Annotated in this window: 24 protein-coding genes and 1 tRNA gene; 20 read left to right on the top strand and 5 right to left on the bottom strand. The window is 35.6% G+C overall.

Features of this window, described 5'->3' with window-relative positions:
• Nucleotides 1-47: 47 nt before the first annotated feature.
• From J2T59_RS07830 to J2T59_RS07810, 5 genes are all read left to right on the top strand, one after another.
• Nucleotides 48-2510: a DUF5814 domain-containing protein gene (locus J2T59_RS07830; RefSeq protein WP_310572668.1), complete on the top strand. Its 2463-nt coding sequence runs from the start codon at nucleotides 48-50 to the stop codon at nucleotides 2508-2510.
• A 577-nt stretch (nucleotides 2511-3087) separates the two neighbouring features.
• Entirely contained in the window at nucleotides 3088-3474 is a 387-nt protein-coding gene (locus J2T59_RS07825; RefSeq protein WP_259135375.1) for a DUF3467 domain-containing protein, read from the top strand.
• A 149-nt stretch (nucleotides 3475-3623) separates the two neighbouring features.
• Entirely contained in the window at nucleotides 3624-3845 is a 222-nt protein-coding gene (locus tag J2T59_RS07820; protein WP_259135374.1) for an LSM domain-containing protein, read from the top strand.
• A gap of 32 nt (nucleotides 3846-3877) precedes the next feature.
• The gene (locus tag J2T59_RS07815; protein ID WP_310572667.1) at nucleotides 3878-4240 is read left to right on the top strand and encodes a helix-turn-helix transcriptional regulator; all 363 of its coding nucleotides are present in this window, start codon (nucleotides 3878-3880) and stop codon (nucleotides 4238-4240) included.
• A 68-nt stretch (nucleotides 4241-4308) separates the two neighbouring features.
• A tRNA-Glu gene (locus J2T59_RS07810) sits at nucleotides 4309-4383 on the top strand.
• A 256-nt stretch (nucleotides 4384-4639) separates the two neighbouring features.
• Here the strand turns inward: J2T59_RS07810 and J2T59_RS07805 are convergent.
• Nucleotides 4640-5539 (bottom strand): ABC transporter ATP-binding protein, encoded by a 900-nt coding sequence (locus J2T59_RS07805; protein WP_259135373.1) that lies wholly within the window; start codon nucleotides 5537-5539, stop codon nucleotides 4640-4642.
• A 108-nt stretch (nucleotides 5540-5647) separates the two neighbouring features.
• On the opposite strand from J2T59_RS07805, the gene J2T59_RS07800 reads away from it, so the two are divergent.
• The gene (locus J2T59_RS07800; protein WP_259135372.1) at nucleotides 5648-7483 is read left to right on the top strand and encodes an ABC transporter permease; all 1836 of its coding nucleotides are present in this window, start codon (nucleotides 5648-5650) and stop codon (nucleotides 7481-7483) included.
• On the top strand, nucleotides 7476-8579 hold the full coding sequence (locus tag J2T59_RS07795) for an ABC transporter permease (RefSeq protein WP_259135371.1): 1104 nt from the start codon (nucleotides 7476-7478) through the stop codon (nucleotides 8577-8579). The genes J2T59_RS07800 and J2T59_RS07795 overlap by 8 nt, the downstream gene beginning before the upstream one ends.
• Nucleotides 8580-8644: 65 nt before the next feature.
• Here J2T59_RS07795 and J2T59_RS07790 read toward each other — a convergent pair whose 3' ends face one another.
• Nucleotides 8645-9091 carry an FKBP-type peptidyl-prolyl cis-trans isomerase gene (locus J2T59_RS07790; RefSeq protein ID WP_259135370.1) on the bottom strand — a complete coding sequence of 149 codons (447 nt, stop codon included), beginning with the start codon at nucleotides 9089-9091 and terminating at the stop codon, nucleotides 8645-8647.
• A 264-nt stretch (nucleotides 9092-9355) separates the two neighbouring features.
• On the opposite strand from J2T59_RS07790, the gene J2T59_RS07785 reads away from it, so the two are divergent.
• The 7 genes from J2T59_RS07785 (at nucleotide 9356) to J2T59_RS07755 (ending at nucleotide 15536) form a co-directional block, all read left to right on the top strand.
• Nucleotides 9356-10237 carry a damage-control phosphatase ARMT1 family protein gene (locus J2T59_RS07785; protein WP_259135369.1) on the top strand — a complete coding sequence of 294 codons (882 nt, stop codon included), beginning with the start codon at nucleotides 9356-9358 and terminating at the stop codon, nucleotides 10235-10237.
• Nucleotides 10238-10322: 85 nt separating this feature from the next.
• Nucleotides 10323-10511, top strand: coding sequence for a CooT family nickel-binding protein (locus J2T59_RS07780; RefSeq protein WP_259135368.1), 189 nt, complete (start codon nucleotides 10323-10325; stop codon nucleotides 10509-10511).
• Between the two features lie 139 nt (nucleotides 10512-10650).
• Entirely contained in the window at nucleotides 10651-11661 is a 1011-nt protein-coding gene (locus J2T59_RS07775; protein WP_259135367.1) for a type II glyceraldehyde-3-phosphate dehydrogenase, read from the top strand.
• Between the two features lie 14 nt (nucleotides 11662-11675).
• The gene (locus tag J2T59_RS07770) at nucleotides 11676-12479 is read left to right on the top strand and encodes a bifunctional fructose-bisphosphatase/inositol-phosphate phosphatase (protein ID WP_259135366.1); all 804 of its coding nucleotides are present in this window, start codon (nucleotides 11676-11678) and stop codon (nucleotides 12477-12479) included.
• Nucleotides 12480-12583: 104 nt separating this feature from the next.
• Nucleotides 12584-13429 carry an NAD(+)/NADH kinase gene (locus J2T59_RS07765; RefSeq protein WP_259135365.1) on the top strand — a complete coding sequence of 282 codons (846 nt, stop codon included), beginning with the start codon at nucleotides 12584-12586 and terminating at the stop codon, nucleotides 13427-13429.
• 9 nt (nucleotides 13430-13438) lie between these two features.
• Complete coding sequence (gene larB, locus J2T59_RS07760; RefSeq protein WP_310572666.1) at nucleotides 13439-14209, top strand: nickel pincer cofactor biosynthesis protein LarB; 771 nt, start codon at nucleotides 13439-13441, stop codon at nucleotides 14207-14209.
• 145 nt (nucleotides 14210-14354) lie between these two features.
• Nucleotides 14355-15536, top strand: coding sequence for a homocitrate synthase family protein (locus tag J2T59_RS07755; RefSeq protein WP_259135412.1), 1182 nt, complete (start codon nucleotides 14355-14357; stop codon nucleotides 15534-15536).
• A gap of 25 nt (nucleotides 15537-15561) precedes the next feature.
• Here J2T59_RS07755 and J2T59_RS07750 read toward each other — a convergent pair whose 3' ends face one another.
• The 3 genes from J2T59_RS07750 to J2T59_RS07740 all read right to left on the bottom strand — a co-directional run bounded on the left by J2T59_RS07750 (nucleotide 15562) and on the right by J2T59_RS07740 (nucleotide 17543).
• A complete protein-coding gene (locus J2T59_RS07750; protein WP_259135411.1) occupies nucleotides 15562-16119 on the bottom strand; it encodes a TIGR00288 family NYN domain-containing protein in 558 nt (185 codons plus the stop codon).
• Nucleotides 16120-16255: 136 nt separating this feature from the next.
• Entirely contained in the window at nucleotides 16256-16684 is a 429-nt protein-coding gene (locus J2T59_RS07745) for a hypothetical protein (protein ID WP_259135364.1), read from the bottom strand.
• A 31-nt stretch (nucleotides 16685-16715) separates the two neighbouring features.
• Nucleotides 16716-17543, bottom strand: coding sequence for a rhomboid family intramembrane serine protease (locus J2T59_RS07740; protein WP_259135410.1), 828 nt, complete (start codon nucleotides 17541-17543; stop codon nucleotides 16716-16718).
• Nucleotides 17544-17996: 453 nt separating this feature from the next.
• On the opposite strand from J2T59_RS07740, the gene cdhA reads away from it, so the two are divergent.
• Genes cdhA through acsC form a run of 6 tightly spaced genes read left to right on the top strand, consistent with a single transcriptional unit; the run spans nucleotide 17997 to nucleotide 25989 of the window.
• Nucleotides 17997-20411, top strand: coding sequence for a CO dehydrogenase/acetyl-CoA synthase complex subunit alpha (gene cdhA, locus J2T59_RS07735; RefSeq protein ID WP_259135363.1), 2415 nt, complete (start codon nucleotides 17997-17999; stop codon nucleotides 20409-20411).
• Nucleotides 20412-20414: 3 nt separating this feature from the next.
• Nucleotides 20415-20927 carry a CO dehydrogenase/acetyl-CoA synthase complex subunit epsilon gene (cdhB, locus tag J2T59_RS07730; RefSeq protein ID WP_259135362.1) on the top strand — a complete coding sequence of 171 codons (513 nt, stop codon included), beginning with the start codon at nucleotides 20415-20417 and terminating at the stop codon, nucleotides 20925-20927.
• 43 nt (nucleotides 20928-20970) lie between these two features.
• Nucleotides 20971-22416, top strand: coding sequence for a CO dehydrogenase/CO-methylating acetyl-CoA synthase complex subunit beta (cdhC, locus tag J2T59_RS07725; RefSeq protein WP_259135361.1), 1446 nt, complete (start codon nucleotides 20971-20973; stop codon nucleotides 22414-22416).
• Between the two features lie 13 nt (nucleotides 22417-22429).
• On the top strand, nucleotides 22430-23182 hold the full coding sequence (locus J2T59_RS07720; RefSeq protein ID WP_259135360.1) for an ATP-binding protein: 753 nt from the start codon (nucleotides 22430-22432) through the stop codon (nucleotides 23180-23182).
• Nucleotides 23183-23221: 39 nt separating this feature from the next.
• Nucleotides 23222-24580: a CO dehydrogenase/acetyl-CoA synthase subunit delta gene (gene cdhD, locus J2T59_RS07715; protein WP_259135359.1), complete on the top strand. Its 1359-nt coding sequence runs from the start codon at nucleotides 23222-23224 to the stop codon at nucleotides 24578-24580.
• The gene (gene acsC, locus J2T59_RS07710; protein WP_259135358.1) at nucleotides 24580-25989 is read left to right on the top strand and encodes an acetyl-CoA decarbonylase/synthase complex subunit gamma; all 1410 of its coding nucleotides are present in this window, start codon (nucleotides 24580-24582) and stop codon (nucleotides 25987-25989) included. The genes cdhD and acsC overlap by 1 nt, the downstream gene beginning before the upstream one ends.
• Nucleotides 25990-26565 lie beyond the last annotated feature (576 nt).

Below are 26565 nucleotides of genomic sequence, written 5' to 3'. Positions count from 1 at the left end.
TATATGGTAGCACACAATTTTAGCAGTAGATGACTTTATGGACATTTATGACATCCAATCGCGGTAAAATAAAAGTTCTTACTATTAAAGATAAGAAAAAAGTGCCAGTTATAGTAGGTGAACTTATTTTAAGAAAAACTAAAGCTGGATCACGTCCGCATAAATTCAGGATAAGTAACAGTGACAAAAAAAATGAACATTTAGCCCCAGAAAGTTTCATTGAAATGTTAAAAAAGTCAGATAGGATATTGATATCTACTGATTGTGACGGTGATACTAGCTCTAGAATAAATGAGATGTTAACAGGGTTTCAGTTAACATCAGAGCCTGTTAATGTATGTAGGTTATGCTTGCTTCAAGATAAGTTTAATTTTGTTGGTAAGAAGTCATACAGGTTCCATGATGAATACATCTGTTGGGACTGTGCTAAAGATGAATTGTACCGCTATTTTAGGAACTCAGGGTTTAGTTGGGGTGAGCAGACAATATCTTATCTTGAAGATTTGCTTTGTAAGAGTAAGGATTTGGATCGAACAATAGGTTTTCTTAACCCTACTGAACTTGATAAGGAATTTACACACTATGATACTATTACTTCAGAATCACGTATCTCTGAACTAAGATTTAATGACCTTCCACTTGACAAATCTTTAAGGAACCTGTTGAGTAAAAAGGCTGATAAGTTATTGCCAGTACAGACACTTGCAGTTGAACAAGGGTTATTCGATGGTATTAACTTGCTGGTAACTTCAGTCACAGCAACTGGAAAAACACTAGTAGGTGAAATGGTTGGTGTGAATAATATTTTGAAGAAACGGGGTAAGATGTTATTTTTGGTACCCCTTGTAGCACTTGCTAACCAGAAATATTATGACTTTTCTACTAAATATTCAAAAATAGGTCTTAAAACATCTATAAGAGTAGGTAGTAACCGTATAAAGTCTTCAAAGAATTTAAAGATGAAGACCAATCTAGATTCGGATATAGTTGTAGCAACCTATGAAGGTATTGATTACATTTTAAGGTCAGGTAATTCTGATTCTCTTGGAAATATAGGCACTGTAGTGATTGATGAGGTTCACACAATTGAAGATAAGGAAAGGGGTCATCGACTTGATGGCCTCATTGCGAGACTCAAATACATTACATCAAATACACAGTTCATTTATTTATCAGCCACTGTAGCAAATCCTGATCATCTTGCAAAGAAACTTAATGCTTCTATAGTAAATTATGAACATCGACCAGTACCAATTGAACGTCACTTGATTTATTGTGAAGATCATAGAAAGAATAAATTGATGGCAAAGCTTGTTCAGGAAGAGTATAAACAAAAGTCATCTAAAGGTCATTTTGGTCAAACAATAATATTCACTAACTCAAGGAAGAACTGTCAACACATTTCTAAATCATTACCTATTTCTTCTTCGGCTTATCATGCAGGTATGCTTCAACATGAGAGAAATCGAATCGAACAGAGGTTCAAAACAGGAAAACTACCTGTTGTAGTAACTACTGCAGCTCTTGCAGCAGGTGTTGACTTCCCAGCTTCCCAAGTAATCTTTGAATCTCTTGCGATGGGTATTGAATGGTTATCAATTCAGGAATTCATGCAGATGCTAGGTAGGGCTGGTCGACCTGATTATCATGATAGGGGTAGGATTGTTATTTTGGCTACACCTGACAAGAAATATACGGCTAATCAGGAAGGTACGGAAGATGAAATTGCTATAAGCCTGCTTAAAGGTAAACTTGAGAGTTTAGCAGTAGATTATTCTGAAGATGATATGATGGAAGAAATACTTGCATCTGTCGCAGTAACTAACTCAAAAAGGGATTTGCAATCAATACACAATTCAATGGTAGCAAGCTACCAAATTAATATTTACCTAAAGACACTGGCAAAAACTGGATTTCTTGCACAGCGGGGTAATTCTATTAATTTAAGTAAACTTGGAAAGATAGCAGCAAAGCATTTTTTAACTACATCAAAAGCTATTTTGATAAAAGAAGGAGTAGTTTCGAATACTGAACCTATGGATATAATTACAAGTCTGGAGCTATTCGATTCAGCTTACTTTAAGTCAGCTGCACAAATATCTAAATCACTTAATATCAATTTGTCTTCAAGGGTATTTCAAGGATCTTCACTTGATATCTTATTCGATGGTGAAACTTTATCTAAATTAAACCCAACTTTACAAGATCGATTGTTGAATTTTGCGACTGAGTTTTTGACTTGTGGATGTAAAGGCTCACCATTTTGTGGCTGTCCAGAAAGAAAATTTTCTTTTAAGTTATTAGGACTAAGAGGAGAAGGCTTGTCACCAGAAGCTATTATTGATATTCTTGAGGATACTTACGGAGTTACTGCATATACAGGTGATATACTTGATTATTTAGAAAAAGCAGTAAGAAATCTAGATGCGGTATTGATGATGGCACAAGCGTATTCTAAAAGTGATGTTTACCAAAAGTCTATTACCTTAAGAAAAAAACTAGAGGGTTGAGGATTCATCTTAATAATAGTGTTCGATTTACCTTGCCCTCTATAAAATAGTTTCAATTTAGTTGCAATTTGTTTATGCACTAGAAAAGGCGAAGCTTTTTATGAACCTCAGTATAAATATTTAGTTGCTTGAACAAAGTAAAAATCTAATATGTTTTTTTCCACGAACTATTCTCATAACATTATATTCTAGACGATTTAGTATTTTTCTACAAAAGTTATGAACTAGTTTTGACCAAGCAATGAAATTGGTAACTCATTTAACTGATAGGAATCAAGATTTCAAGTCCAATATCTAATACATCGATATAGTATCCTAAGATTATCTACTATAGAGTTCTTAGATAATAGTTACTAATAATAACAAACATCAAAGCGTGTGTATTTTATAATTAGTAAAACCATGCAAAATACTTGTATTTGTAATATCATTAATAGATTTTTTACTTTTAATGCAGATTACTTATTAGAATAATATTTCACAATTAGTATTTTTATTGGAGTTAGATTAGCTTTAAAGCAAACATATAAGTTTAATGTCACATATTTATATGATTGTTGCGTAGGGGTTCAAACATATGGCTGATGAATCTAAAGATAATGATAATACGAATGAGAAAATGAAGGAAAAAAGGCGTATTAGTATAGAAATTCAACAGTCTGAACAGTTCAGACAAATCTATGCTATTGGTGCTGTTGGTGGGCATACCCCGTATGATATCAGGATTGGTTTTTATAACGATATTCCTCAAACTATAGGATCACAAAAGCAAAAACATTCGATGAGACGCCAAATCGAAACTGAAATAATCCTCTCTCCACTTGCTGCACTAGAACTGTCTGGTTGGCTTAAACAACATTTACAGGAGTATGAAAGAAAGTTTGGCCCTATAACCAGGCCAAGGAAACAAAACATATCCGAGAAACAGATTGAAGACAGCTCCAATTTACAGGGTTATATTTGACATTATAATCAGAAATTATTAGCATTACTAAAGTAAAATAAGGTATGCAGTTAATACTAAATAGTATAAATTAATAGTACTTTAACTCCTTACAGACCTAATTTGATGCATATAACAACGCGATAAAACTATATAGTGAGGATATTACATTGTTCCCGAATAAGAAAGTTCAAAAATTAGTTGGCTCGAAAATACAAGTTGAGATGAAAGGAAACCTTCATTTACTTGAAGGTACCCTAAAAAGCGCTGATGATTATTTAAATCTACATTTAGTGGATACTGTTGAAATATCTGAAGGTGAAAAACTAAGATCTCTTGGTTCAGTTGTATTAAGAGGAAATAATATTATTCTAGTTACACCACTTGAATAAATGTTATATGGTATGAAAAAGCATATTCGGTAATGAACATGACTATCGAAGAATCTGCATTCCACGTGATTAAGAAAAAGAAAGATGGTATATATCAAAACGAGCTCTGGAAAGAGCTTGAAATTGATAGCAGAAAATGTTCTCGGATAATCTCTAAACTGCTAGAAGAAGGTCTGGTTACAAGGGAATCTGCTGTTTCTAACGGATCAAGGACATATCTCATTAAAGCTAACACTCAAACGCAACCTTCTTATGAGATGCTACTTGGAGCACATGAATTTTCACCTTGTGCAGGTTGTAGAGATGCATGTCAGCCCGAAACATGTCCGAAATTAACCGAGTGGATTACTATAATTATAAAGAATGAAATTTTGAGTGAAGCACAGAACCCTTAATATTTTTAGAAAACTATTTATACTAAAATTACATAGTGGTGCTGCCTTGTTAGAAAAGGTAAAAACGTGCTCCGATAGTGTAGTCAGGCCAATCATTCCGGCCTTTCGAGCCGAAGACTCGGGTTCGAATCCCGATCGGAGCATCTCATTCTTAAGTTCAATACTGTAAAAATTTTCACCATGCTAAGTGCAGCGTGTAATATTTTTGTGAACAATTATTTAATATGAGCTTATATAACCATGATGCAAATGAAAACAAAATTAATAACCTTATTTTGAATTTGAAATTCATAAAGTAAAATCCTATTTAGGACAGATTTTTACAATTGGAAATTTTGAGGATCATGTATAGATATTATACTTTTACTGAAATATTATTATAAAGGAATATGCATAAATTCAAGAACTCACAATCCTCAAAAAAATGTCTTCTAATGTAGGCTCCACTGTACTCATTTCAAGGATTTTTCCACCACTTGTTATTATTTTCTTTGTGACGCTGTTTACAGTTTCAATGTTTTCTGTTAATAATACGTACCTGTCATCACGCCAAAAGATATTTTCTTGCTTCAGTTGAATTTCAGCATCTTTATTATTATCTAATACGAACTCGAGCCTATAAGATGTATTAGAATACTGTTTTTTTATTTCTCCAGGTGAACCAAGTGCTTTTTGCTTACCATCTTTAATTATAAGGATTCTGTCACAGAGTTTATCCATTTGGTAGAGGTTATGAGCACTGAACACTATAGTTTTACCTTCATTTTTCAATTGTCCAATATATTCTGTGATAAAATTAGATGTCATAGGGTCAAGACCAGACCCCGGCTCGTCATAGACAAGTATATCTGGCTCATTAATTAGCGACCTTGCAATTGCAACTTTGCGTTTCATTCCTTTGGAAAGATCACCTATCTTTTTGCTATAGGGATTTAATGAAAGATCTGTGAGTAGTCTGAATATTCTCTCATTTGCATCCTTTTTATCCAGACCATACAGCTCTGAAAAAAAGAGTAAATATTCTTCAACTTCCATATTTTCGTATAAAGTCGAATCTTCTGGTAAGAACCCGAGTATTGATTTAATTTCCACCATATTGCTGGAAAGGCCAAGTCCATTTATTTTAATAGTGCCAGAAGTTGGTTTGATTAACCCAATCAACATTTTTAATGTTGTACTTTTACCTGCACCGTTTGGTCCGATGATACCAAAGATCTCACCAGGATAAACGTTAAACGTCAAAGAACTAACTGCACTAAAGTCTTCATAGAACTTCTGTAAATCATTCACTTCTATCATAGTCTAAGAAATAGGGATTAGTATAATATATATAATTATTTATACTATTTAGAACTCGAGTTTGCTATAATAATTAGTTTTTAATCTGATGACATCATACACACTTTGATGCCAGCCTGGAGTATTATTTCCAAATGGGAACTTAAACGATCACTCACTAAGTTTGATCGGAAGACTGTAAGTCTATTACTTCTTGCTCTTGTTCTCATATTCGTGGTCACATACGCTGCCTCTATGGCTGGATTTGGCTTAAACCAAAAAATTTATTCTGTAGCCTCTTCACAACCCGAACTTAATGATATTATATCTAATGACCCACGGTTTAACGTGGAATATGCGAATGAGCCATGGAAACTTCTTGGCCAAGACACAAAATATGATATTATAATAATCAACGACCGTGCTTATTTATCGGGTACTGAAAAATCTGCAGCTGCCGGTAAAGCACTGGAAAATGCGTTAATAAACTATCGTGAAACTATTTTATCATCTTATAAATCTATACCTGACAGTCATCCTGTATGGGTTATTGTTCATGATATAGATAGGCCTGAAAGTTTCGAACTCTTAGGTGATGTCAGGAGTATGGATACTGATACTCGACAAGACACTGAGGCTCAACAAGACACTGAGGCTCAACAAGACACTGAGAATGATATTGAAGCTGGAAAGGACTCTGATGTATCTCCTGAAGATGTGTCGGAAAAAGATGAGCATTTTGTGCACCCAAGTGAACGTTTCGAGATGGATCAACAGGCTACAATTACTCTGTTCCAAACACAGACGATTTCTACACCCTCCCATTTTTCACCACCAATACCTTTTATGGCTATATTATATTCTTTCTTGTTTATTTTCCCAATATATATTATTGCACAATTATATTCATCTAGTATGATGGAAGAAAGGACTAACAGAAAATGTCAGCTTTTACTTGCAGCTCCTTTAAGGTCTATAGATATAGTCTTAGGAAAAACAGCACCCTACATTATTACACTAATGCTACTTGTAATAATTATATCAACCTTTATTCAACAGCCTAGTACAATAAGAGAAGTAACGACAGTATTCTCAATGGCCCTGATAATGTTGCCTGTGATACTCCTATTTATGGCATTATCATTTATTGCAGCAATATTTTCAAGAAGCTTTAAAGAATTGACATTTAGTATGGTCTTCTTATCAGTAATCGTTTCAGGCTACTTGTTTTTCCCAGCAATGTTTGCTAATATACATGCAGTCAGTGCAATATCACCAATGACTCTAATAGTGAACTTGGTTGAAGGAAATCAAATTGATGTTAATACTTATCTGTTTTCAACTGTTCCTTTTTATCTGGTGAGCTTGAGTCTATATGGATTAGGTACATCTATATTCAACGAAGAGAATCTGTTTAGCCAGAAAAACCTCATATCAAAATCACTCGATTCTATCGAAAAATTCTTGGAATTCCCAGGAGGCTCCGTTTTTACTCTTAGTTTAGTGTCAATTCCTTTCATATACATGTTACAGTTAATGTTTATAATAATTCTATTCAACTTACCATTACCCTACTCAATACTTATAATGATATTCTTGTCTGCATTCGTTGAAGAACTTGCAAAATCGATTGGAATTTTAACTATAATAAAAAAGAAATTGGAACATATCAACTTAAAGAAGGCCACTTTACTCTCTATATTGGCAGGTACAGGATTTTTTGTAGGCGAAAAACTTATTTCTGTGATAACATTGACACCAATTGAATCTTCATTATTCGGTTTTGTTATGAGTATGGGTCCTTTACTCTTACTCCCATTAATGCTTCATGTATCAGCTACAGCGATTGTAGGTATTGGGCTATACTATTTGGGTCATAGGTATTACTTGGTTTTGCTTTTAGCTGCTACTTTTGTTCATTCTTTCTATAATATTTATTTACTAAGGGGGATTCTTGTTGGATAAGCTATGGCCGGGCCGTAAAGTATTGGCAATATCAAAAAAAGAATCTAAAGGATTGCTGTCCGAAAAAACGTTCTTGTTAACAGTATTTATTCAACTTTTCATTGCAACTTTTTCAGTTTTTTTAATATTTGGGTTAACTACATTCTATGACCCGGGTGCTTTACAAGACTTTGAAATGCAATCTCCGCAGGTAGGTGTTTTTGGGAATGAAGAAAGTGAATTTTATGATATTTTAGTAAATTCTGATATCGAAGTAACATACTACGAAGATTTCAGTGAAGCTTATATTGATTTTTATACACGAGAAATTGATGCTATTATTGAGATTCCCTATGAACAAGCTGATGGTGAAGATTTGATAGATATCAATGTGTACATGTCTCGTTCAGAGCTTAGTGCAACTCTTGTCTCTATCAACCTAAAAGAACCTTTAGAACAGTTTGAGGAGGTTGTCAGGGAAGTTAGGACTCAGCGTCTTCCAGGTTATGCTCCACTAGATTTGGATATTGAGAGTCCTAAAGATGGTACAACTATAATTAATCTTGAATTTATTTATGTTGCACTATTACCACTCTTACTATTAACTCCGGCATTCATTTCAGGAGGTTTAGTTATTGATTTTATTACCGAAGAGTTTGAAAAAAAGACAGTAGGTCTTTTATTAGTATCTCCTGTCTCGCTATTGGATATTATTAGTGGGAAAGTGCTAGTTGCAGTCTTCATTGTTCCAATACAATCATTAGCTTGGATGATTCTACTTGTTTTGAATGGAATTGAGATTAATAATTTTTTATCAATTTTGGTACTGGTCAGTTTAATAGCAACTATACTTGTAACAATAGGCGGATCAATATCTCTATTAGTTAAGGAAAGAGGGATAGCTCAAATGTTTTATTCATTTATTCTTATCCTGATGGTAATGATATCATATCTCTATGTGAACTCTCCACTGAACATGATAACACGCCTAGCACTGGATAGTATACCTTTAATTGAATCTATATATTGGCTATTGCTCTATACTCTTATTGCAATAGTTTTGTTATTATTATTGATTAATAGTAGCAGAAAAGGTGATATTGCAGATATCTATTAGCACAAAAGAACTTGGCTTTAATTAGGGTAAAAAAAGAATAAGGAAAAAAGTTTAAATTAGTTATCTCAATCTTCCTTAGTACCGATTTCGTTAACTTTCACTTTAAAGTTCAATATTTGCCCTGCTAGTGGATGGTTCATATCTAGTGTTACTGTATCTTCAGTTATCTCTAATACCTGTGCAGGTATTTGCGTACCGTTTGGTAATGCGACTGCTAACATCATACCGGTTTGAAGTTGATTGTCACTGTCTTCAGGCACTTGATCTCGTGGGATTGAGCGTACCATTTCTTCTTTTGGTTCGCCGTATGCGTTTTCAGGCTGTAGCTGAAATTCTTTTTCTTCTCCAACCTCCATCCCAATAATTTCATTTTCAAAACCTTCAATAATCTGACCAGATCCAACTTCGAATTCGAATTCACTGTCATGCATGTCGGTACTATCAAATGTGGTACCATCTTCTAACTTTACTTCGTAATCTATTTTTATTGTATCGCCATTATTTACTGACAAATTATCATATCCTGTTTAAAAACTAAAAGCTTAACAACTTTTATTTATTTACTACCCAATTTGAGTTAGCATCATATATACAACTATGCCCACTAAAAAAGATGTGACTGAAGTCAAGCATAGTGATATGCTATAAATGGTAACTAATTTTATCATTATTTGCATAAATTAATTGAAACAATAAAGATATCCTTTTTAAAGCTTAAACACATTTTACGGGACACATTAATTTAAAATAACTGAAAATATATGGAATTGATACCAATGAAAATAGATTCAAGATGTCCTGCTTGCTTACTATCAAGGGTTCAGTATGAAGCTGAGCTATCTACTGATGATAAAGAGCTGATACACAATACAATAAAAGAGAGTTTGAAAGTATTGAATGACACTTATGAACCTGGCGCACCTGCAGGTTTAGTGTCAACTGCTGTACATCGGAAAGCTTACGAAGTTCTAAATGACAAAGATCCTTATATTGATTTGAAAATATTGAGTAATAATATTGTCATTGACATCATGCCAATTGCGGAATCTTATATTTATGAAGGGGATCCTGACAATAAAGAGATCTTTAAGAGAGCAGTACTATCTTCAGTTATTGGGAATACATTTGATTTTGGTGTAATGGGGTTTGATGTGGATCCTGACAAGTTTGATCAAACATTTTCAACTCTCTTTAAAAAAGGGTTGGATATTGATGACACCTTTAAGATGTTAGATTTGTTAGATCAGGTAGTTTATGTTGTTGATAATTGTGGGGAAATACTTTTTGATATGCTTGTCATAGATACGATAAGGAAGTTGGGTGGTAATGTCACTTTAGTTGTCCGGGGTGCACCGATGTTGACTGATGTTACTATGGAAGATGTGAAAGAACTTGGCCTTGAGAAAAGGGTTGATAAGGTCTTAACTACGGGGTCGAATGCTGTTGGAGTTAATTTCGAAGAAATATCTTCAGAGTTATTGGAAGAGTTCAAATCTTCAAGCCTTATTATTAGTAAAGGTATGGCAAACTATGAAACAATTTCAGAGCATGATACTGATTTGAGACCAATAGCTTACCTATTGAGGACCAAATGCGCTAGTGTTGCAGAAGATCTTGGAATCGACCAAGGACTTTCAATTGCTAAACTGATAAGGTGATGCTAATTATAGTTAAATAACAGGAATTGATTTTCTACATACTTTTATATTAGGTATTAAATAGGGAAAAGGAGTTGATTTTAACATGTGTGAGTTGAATGTTGTTAAGTATTATGAAGGCGAAAAGGAGACAATAATGGAGTCTGTAACTAAAATAACGATTGATAATAATACTATTGAGTTAACTGGGATTTTTGGGGATACCAAGAAAATTGTAGCTAAAATAAAAGAAGTAGATTTTTCAAAAGGGGAAACTGTTATTATTGATGTATGAGTCAAAAGGTTCCTTTTTTAAGGCTCAATGATTATTGTACAATAAATTGAATGTGTATTAAAACTAATAAATTAGAATTAAGCTCAATTTAATCTAAGTTGATGTTTGATACAGATCGAGTGAAGGAGGCTTGAATTTAATGGATAAAATAAAAGTTGCAGTAAATGGCTATGGAACTATAGGTAAAAGAATTGCGGACGCTGTTAGTTTACAAAAGGATATGGAAATAGTTGGCGTATCTAAAACAAAACCAAATTTTGAAGCGTTTATGGCATTGGAAAAAGGTTATTCTGTTTACTCACCTTCAGAAAAGATTAAAAAGATGAAAGAAGCTGGTATAGAAGTTTCTGGTTCAATCGAGGATATGACTGGTAAGGCTGACATTATCGTTGATTGTACTCCTGGTGGTGTTGGTGAAAAAAACAAACCCATGTATGAAGACGCCAATGTAAAGGTTATATGGCAAGGTGGAGAAGATCATGAACTAGCTGGCTTTTCTTTTAATGCTATAGCAAACTATGAAGAGGCAATTGGTAAAGATTTGGCTAGAGTGGTATCTTGTAATACTACTGGACTCTGTAGAGTGCTTTATCCTCTGGATAAGGAATTTGGAGTTAAGAAAGCTAGAGTATCTTTACTCCGAAGAGCAGCTGACCCGGGTGATATAAAAACAGGGCCCATTAACGCAATTGTTCCAAACCCAGTGAAATTACCGTCACATCATGGTCCAGACGTTAAATCTGTAATGCCACATATTGATATTACAACAACAGCTGTCAAACTACCTACCACATTAATGCATGTCCATATAGTGAATGCGGAACTTGATAAAGAGTGCAATGAAGATGATATTAAGTCGCTTTTAGGTGGACAGTCAAGAATCAAGTTTGTAGGACAAGGAGTTTCTTCTACAGCTGAAGTGATGGAAATGTCCCGAGATATGCTAAGACCACGCAGTGATATGTGGGAAAATTGTTTATGGGAGGATTCTGTGAGTATTTATAACAATGAACTCTATTTCTTCCAAGCAATACACCAGGAATCTATTGTAGTACCAGATAATATTGATGCAATAAGAGCAATGATGGAAATTGAAGGTGACGGTACTCAATCAATTGAAAAGACTAATAGGTCGATGGGTATAGTGTAAATTTAGTATCATGTATGAAGACCATAAAATCAAATTATCTGGATTTGTGTAATGAAGCCGCGAAAGCCGTGGCAAACGCTACTGAGTCTCTAGTAGGTACGGATGAAGCATATGAATCTCTATACATGGGTGCCGATGGGACTCCAACTAAAAAAATAGATCATGTCGCAGAAACTGCCCTATTTTGTGTACTGGAGTCCTTCGGGGTATCTATGCGAGTGCTAAGTGAAGAGTTTGGTGAGAAGACAATAGGTACTGACCCCGAGATAGCGGTTGTAATTGACCCACTGGATGGAACTTATAATGCAGCGCATGGTATTCCAATATATAGTGTTTCAATAGCAATTGGAACACCTGACCTATCAGAGATATGGTTTGGATATGTTAGGAATCTGGCAAATAACGATACTTACCATGCTCAGAGTGGTCAAGGTGCTTATTTAAACAACGTCGCAATAAACCCTTCGACTACAACAACATTACGGAAGTCTTGTATGAGTCTTTATGGGTATAGGCTTAATGTTGAGCGAACTGTGAAGTTATGGAAAGAGGTTCGAAGAATCCGTATATTTGGGAGTGTTGCTCTAGAGATATGTTATGTAGCTGCTGGTAAAGCGGATGCGTTTGTTGATGTTAGAAGGGCATTAAGAATGACTGATGTGGCTGCAGGTAAGGTTATTTTAGAGGAAGCTGGTGGTAAAGTTACTAATGGTGTAGGTGGCGATCTTGTCTTAATAGACAATGTAGCAAAAAAAGTTGATATTGTAGCTACTAATAAACATTTACATAACACCATACTCAAACTCACAGAAAAATGAAACTAAATATATGATGATATTAATAGTTTAATTATATTGAACATAAACTAGCCCATTCAATTTGCTACTAGTGCATCACTGAATTAAACATTAGAGAGAAAATAATGGCCATTATCAAAAAGATTGCTATTGTAGCCAAGAGTGATAGTCAGGCAGCTATTGGAATAGCTCAGAATATCTTGGAGAAATTTTCAGATGTTGTAGAAATAATTTTATCTCCGAGCACAGCACGCTCTTTATCATTATCTTCATTAAGAGTTCCAATAGTGCCTATAAAGAGCATGAGGTATGAAGGCGCTGAGTTATTGATTTGTATTGGTGGCGATGGGACTGTTCTTCGTAGTATTTCTAAGATGGAAGACCCACTTCCAATTCTTGGTATTAATGTAGGAACTCTTGGCTTTTTAGTTGATGTAAGTCCCCATGAAGCTTTAAACACAATTGAACGCATACTTTCTGGCTTTACATACAATGAAAGGTTACGCTTAGATGTGAAATTTAATGGTGAAAAACTTCCATCAGCAACAAATGAAGCGGTACTTATTACAGGACGCCCTGCTAAGATATTAACTTTTAAGATACAAGTGGATCAATGTGAGATGGAAGAATTAAGGGCTGATGGAGTAGTTTTCGCAACACCAACAGGATCTACTGCTTATGCTATGAGCGCAGGTGGGCCCATAGTAGATCCTAGAGTGGATGCAGCTGTTATTGTGCCACTGGCACCTTTTAAATTATCAGCAAGACCCTGGGTCGTACCTGCAGATTCAATTTTAAAGATAAGAGTGACTATACCAGAAAAAAAAGCTGCTATTGTTATTGATGGGCAGTATACCTATCACGTGTCTGAAAAAGATGAAGTTTTTTTAACAGAAGCCAAGAATCCAGCAAGATTTGTTGATTCTTCACTGATTAGTTTTTATGAAAAAGTTCAAAATAAGTTAATGTGAATGTAGCTGATGAATATGGAATTGAAGAATATTTTGAAGGATTTACTAGAAGGACGTTTGGATATTGATGAAGCTACATCTAAGGTAATGTCTTTTGGATATATTCCTGTTATGGATATTGCTAAAGCAGATACTCATCGGATACATAGAACCGGATATCCTGAGGCAATTCTTGCAGAAGGTAAAACTCCACAAGATACACTGGCAATCGTTAGATCACACCTCGAGAGTTGTGGAAGGGCCCTTATCACAAGAGTATCAGACTCACACCTTGAATACCTAAATGAAAATTTTAGCTCTGAATTGGTAGATTGGCATCCAAGAGCAAGGTCTTATATTGTCAGTACTGGTAAAGAAATTAAGAAAACCGGTTCCAAGATAGGCATAATCTCGGGTGGTACAGCGGATATTGGTGTTGCAGAGGAAGCCTATGTAGTAGCTCGTGAAATGGGCTGTGATGTTTTGAAAGCTTATGATGTAGGAGTTGCAGGAATTCATCGTCTTTATCCAGAAATATCTAAACTGAAACAGAACAATGTGAAAGCTGTAGTTGTTGCTGCTGGTAGAGAAGGTACGTTACCAGCTGTAGTTTCGGGTCTCATTGATGTTCCTGTTATAGGTTTACCAGTATCAACTGGTTATGGTGCAGGCGGTAATGGGGAAGCAGCTCTTTTATCAATGTTACAATCATGTTCAATCATAGCAGTTGTGAACATAGATGCAGGATTTGTTGCAGGCGCTATTGCCGCGAGAATTGCAAACATTGCAGTTGAACCTTAATTAGTATACTTCTTTTGATATTAGGTAAGGGAGTATTTAGAGATTTGTTTCGGAGAGCAATTCCATAAATTAAATATAGGTCTACTAATTTCCTTTAAAACTATTGACCAAAATTTAACTATTTACCCTTTAAGGATATGAGATGATGAATAAAATTGGTAATGATACATATTCGAGAAATGAATTAATGGCATTGGTATCATCTGTACCCAAAGATGTTGAAATATGCGATGTTACACTACGGGATGGTGAACAAACACCAGGTGTTGTTTTTACTAAGCATGAAAAGATTAACTTAGCACAGGAACTTGAAAATATAGGTGTAGAGATAATCGAAGCCGGATTCCCTGTAGTATCAGAAGCTGAAAAGGATACAATCAAATCAATTTCGGGTATGGGTCTTAACGCACGTATATGTTGTTTATCTCGTGCACTGATAAGTGATGTTGAATCTGCACTTGAATGTGATGTTGACATGGTCAGTATCTTTATAGCGATATCAGATCTTCATTTAAAGCACAAATATAGACGAACACGTGAAGAAATGATCCAATGTGCTATGAATACTATTGAATATGCAAAAGACCATGGTCTTGCGGTCAGGTTTGCAGCGGAAGATGCTACAAGAACTGACATTGAGATATTAAAAAGTGCATTCTCAAGTGCTGAAGAGTATGGAGTGGATTATGTGAGTATAGCCGATACTATTGGTATACTAAATCCAACCACATCATATAACATAGTAAGTTCGATAAAACAAGAAATTAAAACACCAATTTGCATACATTGCCATAATGATTTGGGTCTAGCCACAGCTAATACACTATCTGCAGCTGAAGCAGGAGCGAAGCAATTACATACTACTGTAAATGGTATTGGTGAACGTGCAGGTAATGCTGCATTAGAAGAGGTATTAATTTCACTTATGGTACAATACGGAATTGATCAGTATAATACAGAGAATATAACTAAACTTTCAGCAATGGTTCAAGAATATTCTAATGTATATACCGCACCCAATAAAGCCATAGTGGGTAAAAATGCATTTTCACATGAATCTGGTATTCATGTGATGGCAATACTAGAAAATCCAAAGACATATGAACTATTTTCACCAGAACTTGTTGGTGGGAAGCGCAACTTGATTGCAGGAAAACATACGGGGATGAAAGCATTGAAAGGTATTGTTGCAGATATTGGATATACCTTAACTGACCAAGAACTTAATGCTTTAATAGAAAAAGTAAAGAACTGTACTGAAGCTAAAAAGGGTATTTCAAGGAACCGATTAGAAAATATTATTAAGGGTATAAAAGGTGAAAAATGAACAATTTAATGAGTAATACTAGCTTTTAGTATTCCTCATCATACTCTTTTATTTGTTCCATTTCTCTAATTCCTGCCTTGTTATCTATTTCTACAGTCCCTGAATTATCTTGTCCTACAATAATTACATAATCAGCTGAATTTCGTAATGCAGATGAAAAGCCGGGTTCAACTCCGAAAATTATTGTTTCTTTTCCATGCTCATTAGCTTTGTTTAATAGGGGTTTAAAATCAGCATCCCTTGTGACCAGTGCAACAGTATCAATATTTGGGTTATATACTAATTCCATTCCTTCGACTGCAAGGCGTACATCTACATCACTTGAACAGATTATTGGTTCAAATCCATTATTTTCTATAGCTTCAACTAATTTGTTTGAGGCGTATTGATTTAGAAAAACGCGACCAATCTTGACATTTCCATATTCTGTTAAAACAGTTCGAATTTCTTCAAGATTTACATCAAATTCTTTTCTTAAAACATTAGGGCCATCTACCAGTAGACCAATACTCCGTCTACCATGCTCTTTTTTTGTACTTAAGTATTTTACAATTGAGCTGAACCCAGTCTTAACAGGTTTTATAATTTCACATCCTGAAGCTAAACAATCATAAGATATATCTGGTTTTATTTATAAGTGTAATGTCTTATATTAAATATACACACATTTAATGACAGTTAATTGGAATAGTTTAAAGTATTATTTTTTACAGTAGCTTTTAGTCTAACATATCAACAAGATTCCTTTTGGTTACATTTTTATCCGGAACTGAACTTGTATCAACTCTAAACGTGTTAAAAATCTGTCTACCTACTCTTCTTCTAGTATACAACATCTCTCCTCCATATTGAATTAATTCATCTAATTTAAGTTCTAATTGTTTAAATTCATTTGCTGATAATTCAATTGCTCCTTCACGATTCGCAAACCAATTATAGACTTTGACCAAGTTAACATGCCTAATTCTTTTTAATCCATTTGAATTTTGGTCGATGTTAAGATAAATAGTCTTTTTCCTTTTCGGACACCAACCAGCAATCTTAGCTTCAAAATCCAAAAAGTGAATTGGTATCTCTTCGTTTTCTTTAGGTTTTGGAAAATATTGTTTCAGATGACTAGCATAACCATGGCCTGATAAACGAGTCATCTAAAAAAACCTACCCCTAATAACCCTCTATTCATATATACTGTCTGTAATCGTATGCAGATTTCTGCTTATTTCTTTTTTTGAGATAAAAGCCCATTAAAATTCCTGTAAACAGGCCTATAAGATGAGCTTCATGAGCGATCATGGTAGATGCTCCAAATAATAGCAAGAAGTCCACTATGGCTAAAAGGACAAGTGCATACTTGATTTTCATTGGGAAGAAGTAAATGTAAATTCTCATGTTTGGTGCAAGAACAGCAACTGATGCAAAAACACCGAATATTGCACCACTTGCCCCAACCATACCAACCGTTAAATCTCCTATCGTTGCTAACGAATATCCTATTGCTGCAACAATACCACATAAGAAGAACACTACAAGGAACATTTGATTTCCAACCCTACGTTCCAGTTCTTTTCCAAAAAAGAATAAAACGAACATGTTAAAAAATAAATGTAACCCACTTCCATGAAGAAACATATAAGAGATAACTGTCCAGGGCTGTAAAATGAATTTACTCGGATCGAACATAAAAAGTTCAAAATATCCAGGTATTAATATGCTTAAAATGAACGAAAGTACACATATTCCTATGATTGTCAACGATGGACTCTTTTTGACTGAATTTATTAAATGGTTCATGATTCCTCTGGTAATACTTTTTAGGGCATGTGCCGATGTTTGTTTGAATGCGTCTTTAACTATATCGTCAGAGCTAGTTTTGTGGTTAGAGTAGATGTTCTCTTTAAATGTACCAAGCCCAGTACACCCGTGTCTTTCCGGTAATCTGTGATCCGAGCAATAGTTCTTACCACAAAACCTGCACTTGTACATGAAAGCTTGCTTTTTACCACATATCCAACATTCATTGTCTTTTGCTATATTTTAATCCTCCAACTTTTAGGAATTCAAAAATATAAACTAATCTGAGTTAGTTTAATCTATTTACATGTACTCTACCCATTACTTAATCAAAACTATAATAAATATTCTTTTTTACAATGAATTTGGATTGAATATAATAACTATTAATAGTAAACTTGAATTATATGTATGTGATATGAATATTATTTGGGACACAAGCTCACCTGAAAACGTAATAGAAATATAAAGAAATATATGATGTGATATACCATTTAAAATACTTAAGTAATAATCATGATAAATAAGCGAAACCTATTTATATTTAAGGCTATATAGAAAAGTCACAATTTAATCAGTTGATTCATGATTGCATTTTTATTTTATAATAATCTTCAAGATTAAATTATTTTAACAAATAACATAGCACCAAAAGGAGAAATCGACAAAATGAGTCAAATAAAAACTGGTAAGTTCTCTATTGATGAACTAGAGAACGTTCAAATTACGATAGGTAGTGTAGTAGGTGCCCTTGAACAAGAAATGGACTCTGAAGAACTTGACATTGGTCCAAGTCCATGTCCAGGTATTAAAGATTTAAGGAACTGGGACTTTAACCTCTTATCAAGATACGAACCAGTATACACCCCGGTATGTGATCAGTGTTGTTATTGTACGTTCGGTAAATGTGACCTGAGCAAAAATAAAGAGGGAGCTTGTGGTATTGATATGTCAAGCCACCAGGCACGTGAGTTTTTACTACGAGTAATCACAGGTGCTGCAGCACACTCAGCTCATGGACGACACCTGCTTCATTACCTGATTGAGAAATATGGGCCAGACCACCCAATTGATGTTGGTGCATCAAATCTAAAGACGCCTATTATACAACTTGTTACCGGTATGAAACCAGAAACTATTGGTGATTTACAAAAGGCACTTGAGTATGTTGAGGAACAATTGACACAATTGCTTGCTACAATACAGGTTGGCCAAGAAGGTGCAGCTCTTGATTTCGAGTCTAAAGCACTTCATGGTGGAATGATAGACCATGTTGGAATGGAAGTATCTGATGTTGCTCAAATATCTTGTTTGGGGATGCCTAAGGCGGAAGAGAATACGGGATATGCTGAACTTGGAATGGGCTGCATAGATTCTGAGAAACCTATGGTTTTAACTATTGGTCATAATGTTTCTGCAGTTACTCATATAATGGATTATATTGGTGACCATGGACTTGAGGATGAAGTTGAACTTGGAGGATTGTGTTGTACCTCTATTGATATGAGCAGGTACAAATCCGAGGGTGCACATGATTCTAAGTCTAAAGTGATTGGGCCTATAGCAAAAGAACTCAAGTTTATCAGATCTGGTGTACCTGATGTGATTGTTGTAGATGAACAGTGTGTAAGAGCAGATGTTCTAAGAGAAGCTAAAGAACTCCATATGCCAGTTATTGCAACTAATGAGAAAATCATGTATGGACTAAGAGATAGGAGTGACGATGATGTTGAGGATATTGTAAGTGATCTTGTTTCTGGGAAAGAACCTGGTGCTCTACTCCTTGATTTTGATAAGGTAGGAGAGGTTGCTACTAGAGTTGCCATGGAAGTAGCTCCTATTAGGTCTGAAAATAACATGACAGCGCTACCATCCGATGATGAATTCAATGAACTTATCAATAGTTGTGTACATTGCCAGCTATGTGAAAATACCTGCCCTACAAACCTTCCAATAAGTGATGCTTTTAGACTCGCAGAAGAAGGAGATATGTCTGGTCTTGTGGATCTCCATGATCCTTGTGTTGGCTGTGGGAAATGTGAGACTGTCTGTCCAAAGGATATTCCTATTCTCAACACTATCGAAAAGAGTTCACAACAGGCTATCAGGGAAGAGAAAGGCAAGATCAGAGTTGGTAGAGGCCAGATAAGTGACCCTGAGATTAGGGAAGAAGGTGTGAACCTTGTACTTGGTACAACTCCAGGAATTGTTGCAATGGTAGGTTGTTCCAACTATGCTGAAGGTACACAGGATATCTATAAAATAGCTGATGAAATGTTGCAAAGGAACTATATTGTTGTAGTTTCAGGCTGTGCTGCCATGGATCTTGGAATGTACAAAAACAAGGATGGGGAAACACTTTACGAGAAGTATCCCGGTAAGTTCACAAAGGGTAATTTGCTGAACGTAGGTTCATGTGTATCTAATTCACATATTGCATCTACTGCAATCAAAGTAGCAGCCATATTCGCACAAAGAAAGATTAGTGGTAATTATGAAGAGGTTGCTGATTATATTATGAACCGTATAGGTGCTACTGGTCTTGCATGGGGGGCATATTCTCAGAAAGCGTCTGCGATTGCTTCTGGGTGTAATCGACTTGGAATTCCTGTCATTGTTGGACCACATGGCTCAAAGTACCGTAGAGCCTTGATAGGTCGCCCTTATGCTGAAGATAAATGGAATGTATATGATGCAAGAAATGGTGATGTCATACCAATCGCATCAGTGCCCGAGTTCCTGCTGACCACTGCTGGAACTGTTGAAGAGGTAATGCCGATGATTGCAAAGAATTGTATACGGCCAAGTGATAATAATATGGGTAGAATGATCAAATTGACTCATTATATTGAACTTAGCAAGAAGTACCTAGGTGTACTGCCTGAAGACTGGCATAATTTTGTGAGAAGTGAACAGGATTTGCCACTTGCTAAAAGAGATGAACTTCTTAATATCCTGGAAAAGGAGCATGGATGGGAAATTGATTGGGATAAGAAAAAGATTATATCAGGTCCGTCTATGAAATTTGATGTATCTGTCCAACCAACAAACCTTGAACGCTTGTGCAAAGGTCAGGAGGTATGATCAATGGTAGATGCAACTAAGAATACTGTTATTACTACTACTTGGGGTACTACCAATGCAAGACCCGTGCAACCAGCAGTTGTTGCTAAAGTCATCAAGAAGGCAAAAAGACCTTTACTGATAACTGGTGGAGATGTATTGGATGAAGATATTTTAAAACGTGCAGTAGAGATAGGTAAAAAAGGTATACAAATAGCCGCAACAGGTAACTCAATGACGGGATTTGTGGATGAAGAGAGTGTTTTTGCAAAGTACATAAATGCACACTCTCTTGCATTATATTTGAGTGACTCTGGTTGGAAAGGGCTGGATGGTCATGGAAATTATGATCTCATAGTAGCTTTGGGTCACAAGAAATATTATATAAATCAAGTTCTATCAGGGGTAAGAAATTTCACTAAGTTAAAATCAATTTCAATTGAAAGGAATTATATACAAAATGCAACTATGTCATTTGGAAAACTAAACAAAGAAACTCATCTAAAAGCTCTAGATGAATTGATAGATAATCTATAATCTTAACTATTTAATTTTTATTTAACGTGATGGTGAACTTAATATGACAAACGAATTCCCATTTGAAATATCTCCTATGTTTGAAGGTGAAAGGGTTAGAAAAGATGATATGTATGTTGAACTTGCTGGCCCAAAGTCAAAAGGTTTTGAACTTGTGCGTTCAGTAGATCCAGACGAATCAATAAATCCGGTAGATGATGGCAAGTTCACTTTGATTGGTCCAGATATCGCTGACATGGAAGAGGGTGGTAGGTATCCTTTAGCTATGATTTATCGCATTTCTGGTGAACTTGTTGAAGGCGATCTTGAATCCATTGTTGAAAGAAGGAACCATGATTTTCAGAATTATATTCAGGGTGTGATGCACCTTAACCAAAGGTACGATATTTGGCTTCGTATTAGCAAAGAGGCTGTGAATAAAGGATTGGATACTCTTGAACATATAGCACGGGCTACAATGATGCTGTTTAAAAGTGAACTTCCATTTATTGAAAATATTGAAGCTATCTATATCACAGACATGGCGGAAGTGGAAAAAGAACTAGATGATGCTTTTGCTATTTATGAGGCAAGGGATGAGAGGACACGTGATTTACATGATGAGGATGTTGATACGTTCTATGGGTGTACATTGTGTCAATCATTTGCTCCAACAAATGTTTGCGTAATTACTCCAGATAGAGTTGCTTTATGTGGTGCAATAAACTGGTTTGATGGGAGGGCTGCTGCAAAGGTAGACCCTGAAGGTCCACAGTTCCCTATTGAAAAGGGGGAAGTAATTGACGAATTTTCAGGTGAATATTCTGGTGTTAATGAAAAGGCAAAATCACTTTCAAGTGGTGAGTATGAGAGAATAAAGCTTCATTCGTTCTTTGAATACCCTCACACTTCATGTGGCTGCTTTGAAGTTGTTGGATTTTATATCCCAGAAGTCGATGGTATTGGTTGGATTGATCGAGATTTCCTTGGTAATGCCCCGAACGGTCTACCGTTCTCGACTATGGCTGGTCAGACAGGTGGTGGAAAACAAGTAGCAGGATTCCTTGGTGTTGGTATTAGTTATTTCAGGTCGCCTAAATTTATTCAAGCTGATGGTGGCTGGGATAGAGTTGTATGGATGCCAAAACATCTTAAAGATAAAGTTCGTGATAGTATACCTGAGGATATTGTTGACAAGTTACCTACTGAGGAGGAAGCTACTGATATCAATTCACTTGAAAGCTTCTTGAAAGATAAAAACCATCCAATTATTGAGAGATGGGAATCTGAAGAAGAGGAAGGTGAAGGGGAAGTCGAGGATACTTCTGGTATGACACAAACTCAATCACCAGCAACGGGATATCAGTACCAACAAAACGCTGGGTTGGTACCACCATCTCAAATGAATGCGCCTCAACCATCTTACAACAATAGTAGTAGTGGAGTTAAGATCAGTTTTAAGAATGCTAAGATTAGTATAGATAAATTGATTATCAGGAAGAAAGAATGAGTCGAGGAATTCCGTGACAAGGGTAATTGCCATTACAGGAAAAGGTGGTACTGGTAAGACAGCAATCACCACTCTTCTTATAAAGTATCTACAGAACAGTAATAACACCACATTGGCTGTAGATGCGGATCCAGATACAAATCTTCCAGAAACACTAGGCTCTGAAGATGAACGAACTGTTGGTGATGTAAGAGAGTTTATGCTAAATGAAAGAGATAATTTACCACCTGACAGTAATAAGGAATCAATACTCGAATCCAAACTATTTGAGGTAATAAACGAGATGTCTGGCTATGACCTTCTTGTTATGGGTAGACCCGAAGGGCCAGGTTGCTACTGTTATATCAATAATCTGCTAAGGGGGATATTGGATCGACTCATTGAGAACTATGACCTTGCTATCTTAGATACTGCTGCTGGCCTGGAACATTTTAGCAGGAAACTGATACATGATATAGATGACTTAATTGTAGTTACAGATGGGTCACGAAGGGGGCTGAGAACTGCCGAGAGGATTAGGGATCTTGTTGATGAACTTGAGACTAAGGTCAGTAATGTATATGTGATTGCGAATAAGGTTAATGAAAGCAATAAAGAAACTTTAGAAAAAACTGCAAAAGAACTGGGTCTTGAATTGATAGGTACTGTACCTCAGGATGAAGAAATTGCTGAGATGGATTTGACAGGATCTCCTTTATTTGAAATATCTGATAATTCAGCTGCATTTAATGAGATGAAAAAAATTGCAGCTCGGTTAAAGATTTAATTTAATTATAATTTTTATGTTTAATAAGGTGGAATTCAAATGACGAAAAAGGTTAAGATATCCGAGCTAACGAATATGTTGCAGGATCTTGATATTGAAGCATTAGAAGGAGTTGAGATCGAAGGAGATATTGAGATTGATATTGGTGGACTTGGTGGTTTTGATCCCAATCTAGCTCACGCACTGGGCCATGAAACTGCACAACTCTCAGTTCATTTAGCAAATATTTCGCGATTACTTGGATATCCAGTAGAACAAGCTTTTGCTTCAGCTTCTATGTCAATGGCAGGTCAACAGCCACAAATGCAACCTCAGGATAAACAACAAATACCATTTGGTTCAGGTAGATTGTCAGAACTTCTCTCTGCTAAGCTAGAGGTGGAACCTGCACAGGAATGGACACATACGATTCAAGAAGTTACTTTAGGTGCAACGTCTTCTGATGGTGGAAGTAGAAAGAGTACAGTGACAATTGGTGGTGAAAAAGCATTACCTTATTATTTCGATGCTCCGATGCCTAACCGAAACTATGTCACTATGGACGTTTTCGATATGCCTATAGGAATGGCAAAAGCTGTCAAGGTGAACTATGAAGATGTGATGGGCGATCCAGGAGAATGGGCTAAAAAAGTAGTAAATGAATTTAATGCTGATATGGTTACAGTTCACTTGGTTTCAACTGATCCTATGATAAAGGACACATCACCACGTGAAGCTTCAAAAGTGGTTGAAGATGTATTACAAGCAGTTGATGTTCCGTTGGTGATTGGAGGATCCGGAAATCCGCAAAAGGATCCTGAAGTGCTAGAGAAAGCAGCTGAGGTTGCTGAAGGTGAACGTGTCTTGCTAGCCTCTGCTAGCTTGAATCTCGACTATGAGCGGATTGCAAAAGCTGCTATCAACTATGGACATGCAGTTTTATCTTGGACACAACTTGAGATTAATGCTCAAAAAGAACTTAATAGAAAATTGATGAAACAATGTAATGTACCAAGAGAAAGTATTGTCATGGACCCAACAACTGCAGCATTAGGTTATGGGTTGGATTACGCTTATACTAATATGGAACGTATTAGATTAGCTGGTCTTATGGGAGACGAAGAACTAACGTTCCCAATGTCGTCAGGAACTACTAATGCATGGGGTGCCCGTGAATCTTGGATGAAATCATCTCCTATGAAAGACGATTCTGATTGGGGTCCAAGAGAATACCGTGGACCTATATGGGAAATAGTGACTGGATTATCACTTGCACTGGCAGGTAATGACCTGTTCATGATGATGCATCCGACATCAGTTCAAGTATTAAAAGAAATAACTCAAACATTGTATGGATCTGTAGATAAGGAGACCGTTGATATTAGTAACTGGGTTGAAATAGAGATGGAGGTGCAATAATGAAGGTTAATAGCCCACTAGAAGTTTATAAATATTTACCAGGGGATAACTGTGGGGTATGTGGTGTAGATACTTGTATGGCATTTGCCTCCAAACTTTTAGATAGGTCAGGCCAGTTGAATGATTGTACTCCTTTGTTAGAAGACGAAAATAAGGACAAACTTGAGAAATTGGAACACTTGCTAGCCCCTGAAATCCGTGAAGTTGAAATAGGTATAGGTGATAAATCAGTAGTTATTGGTGGGGATGATGTACTTTATAGGCACAAACTTACATTCTTCAATAAAACTGCTCTAGCTTATGATGTATGGGATACACTTGATGAAGATAATCTAGTAGAACGAGTAAAATATATTGAAGACTTTAAAAAGTTCTATGTAGGTGAATTTTTATCACCTGATATGATTGCTATCCGCTCATCTTCAAATGATCCCAAGAAATTTGCAGATACTGTAGAAAAAGTTATGGAAAATACAGAGCTTCCGCTTATTCTTTGCTCATTTGATCCTGTAGTACTTCGAGCGGGTGTCGAGAAAGCTCATAAGAGGAATCCATTATTATATGCCGCAACAATGAGCAATTGGCAAGAAGTTGCTGATATTGCACTTGAGTATGACCTTGCAGTAACATTGTTTTCTCCGAATGACCTTGATAATTTAAAATCATTAGCAACATCCTTCAATAAAATGGGTGGTGAAAAACTGGTGCTTGACCCCGGAACGTATCCTACGGGCAAAGAGCTTAACACTACTTTTAATAATATCTTAAAGATTCGGCGTGCAGGTATTGGAGGAGATAAGGATATAGCTTATCCGATAATGGCGGTTCCACTAACTTCATGGCTTGTACATAAAGATACAGTAACTGCATCATATTGGGAAACCGTACTAGCATCCGTTTTTACTATTAAATATGGTGATGTAATGATATTGCATAGTACTGAGCCTTATGCCATGATGGCTGAACTTCACTTAGGGGACACGATATACACCGATCCCAGAAAACCAGTTACTGTAGATCCAGGTGTTTATGAGGTTGGATCTCCTACACCTGAATCTCCCCTTATTATAACTACAAACTTTGCTTTAACGTACTATACTGTAGAAAGTGATCTTTCATCAAATTCTATTAATTCTTACCTTGCTGCAGTAGATACTGATGGCATTGGCGTTGAAGCTGCAGTTGCTGGAGGGCAACTCACGGCCTCAAAGATTAAAGAAGTATTAGAATTAGCTGACTTTAGTCTTAATGAGAAAACTTCACATAATACCATTATCTTACCAGGTTTAGCGGCAAGGTTACAAGGGGATGTAGAAGATATGTTAGATGCAAATGTTTTAATTGGTTCTGCTGATTCTGGTAGATTGCCTGGATGGATGGATAAGAATTGGCCGCCTGAGAAAGAGTAATATAAACACAGTTTATTGTTAGGGCTGAATCATCAACCCTAGTTTTTATTTTACCTTGAAATATTACAGAAATTTCTTTATAAGCACACTTTTTTTGGCGCTTTGCTAAAGAATTAATTTTAGCTCTTCTAAATGTCAATAATATATTATCTTAAGAACGATATACTGCTTCATATTAAAAAGTAAATCAAACACTTTTTCTAGCAAAATTAATCTTATTTAGTTCATACAATAAAACTCGTAAAAAGATGATAGATTTGTTTGATGAAATAATATAAACAAAAACTATAAATAATATAATACTATTCTATAGTTGCTTTCATAGGTGTCACTTAATATGTGACATTTGATTTAATGATGAGGTTACTCATAAATACACAAATGTTTTTTGGAGTAGTTCATCAGATATTTCAAAAAAGTGTGGCATGAATACTTATTTATGCTAGTAAAATAATGTTTAATATCCTGATAATAAGAGTTATCTTATAATCATCTTATATGGAGGCAGGAGTTATTTCTTGCCTGACGCTAGATCTGGCAGTTCAGTTAATTTCGGCTGATAGTTGTATATTATTC

The sequence above is a fragment of the Methanosalsum natronophilum genome (assembly GCF_024808815.1).
GTDB lineage: Archaea > Halobacteriota > Methanosarcinia > Methanosarcinales > Methanosarcinaceae > Methanosalsum > Methanosalsum natronophilum.
Note: the sequence above shows the minus strand (reverse complement) of the source record. Positions and strands in the feature narration are given on the sequence as shown.

What these genes read in the sequence shown, in the direction of transcription:
- J2T59_RS07830 (WP_310572668.1), top strand. Translation starts at nt 48, where the DNA reads ATGACATCCAATCGCGGTAAAATAAAAGTTCTTACTATTAAAGATAAG.
- J2T59_RS07825 (WP_259135375.1), top strand. Translation starts at nt 3,088, where the DNA reads ATGGCTGATGAATCTAAAGATAATGATAATACGAATGAGAAAATGAAG.
- J2T59_RS07815 (WP_310572667.1), top strand. Translation starts at nt 3,878, where the DNA reads ATGAACATGACTATCGAAGAATCTGCATTCCACGTGATTAAGAAAAAG.
- J2T59_RS07805 (WP_259135373.1), bottom strand. Translation starts at nt 5,539, where the DNA reads ATGATAGAAGTGAATGATTTACAGAAGTTCTATGAAGACTTTAGTGCA.
- J2T59_RS07800 (WP_259135372.1), top strand. Translation starts at nt 5,648, where the DNA reads ATGCCAGCCTGGAGTATTATTTCCAAATGGGAACTTAAACGATCACTC.
- J2T59_RS07785 (WP_259135369.1), top strand. Translation starts at nt 9,356, where the DNA reads ATGAAAATAGATTCAAGATGTCCTGCTTGCTTACTATCAAGGGTTCAG.
- J2T59_RS07780 (WP_259135368.1), top strand. Translation starts at nt 10,323, where the DNA reads ATGTGTGAGTTGAATGTTGTTAAGTATTATGAAGGCGAAAAGGAGACA.
- J2T59_RS07775 (WP_259135367.1), top strand. Translation starts at nt 10,651, where the DNA reads ATGGATAAAATAAAAGTTGCAGTAAATGGCTATGGAACTATAGGTAAA.
- J2T59_RS07770 (WP_259135366.1), top strand. Translation starts at nt 11,676, where the DNA reads ATGAAGACCATAAAATCAAATTATCTGGATTTGTGTAATGAAGCCGCG.
- J2T59_RS07765 (WP_259135365.1), top strand. Translation starts at nt 12,584, where the DNA reads ATGGCCATTATCAAAAAGATTGCTATTGTAGCCAAGAGTGATAGTCAG.
- larB (WP_310572666.1), top strand. Translation starts at nt 13,439, where the DNA reads ATGAATATGGAATTGAAGAATATTTTGAAGGATTTACTAGAAGGACGT.
- J2T59_RS07755 (WP_259135412.1), top strand. Translation starts at nt 14,355, where the DNA reads ATGAATAAAATTGGTAATGATACATATTCGAGAAATGAATTAATGGCA.
- J2T59_RS07745 (WP_259135364.1), bottom strand. Translation starts at nt 16,684, where the DNA reads ATGACTCGTTTATCAGGCCATGGTTATGCTAGTCATCTGAAACAATAT.
- cdhA (WP_259135363.1), top strand. Translation starts at nt 17,997, where the DNA reads ATGAGTCAAATAAAAACTGGTAAGTTCTCTATTGATGAACTAGAGAAC.
- cdhB (WP_259135362.1), top strand. Translation starts at nt 20,415, where the DNA reads ATGGTAGATGCAACTAAGAATACTGTTATTACTACTACTTGGGGTACT.
- cdhC (WP_259135361.1), top strand. Translation starts at nt 20,971, where the DNA reads ATGACAAACGAATTCCCATTTGAAATATCTCCTATGTTTGAAGGTGAA.
- cdhD (WP_259135359.1), top strand. Translation starts at nt 23,222, where the DNA reads ATGACGAAAAAGGTTAAGATATCCGAGCTAACGAATATGTTGCAGGAT.
- acsC (WP_259135358.1), top strand. Translation starts at nt 24,580, where the DNA reads ATGAAGGTTAATAGCCCACTAGAAGTTTATAAATATTTACCAGGGGAT.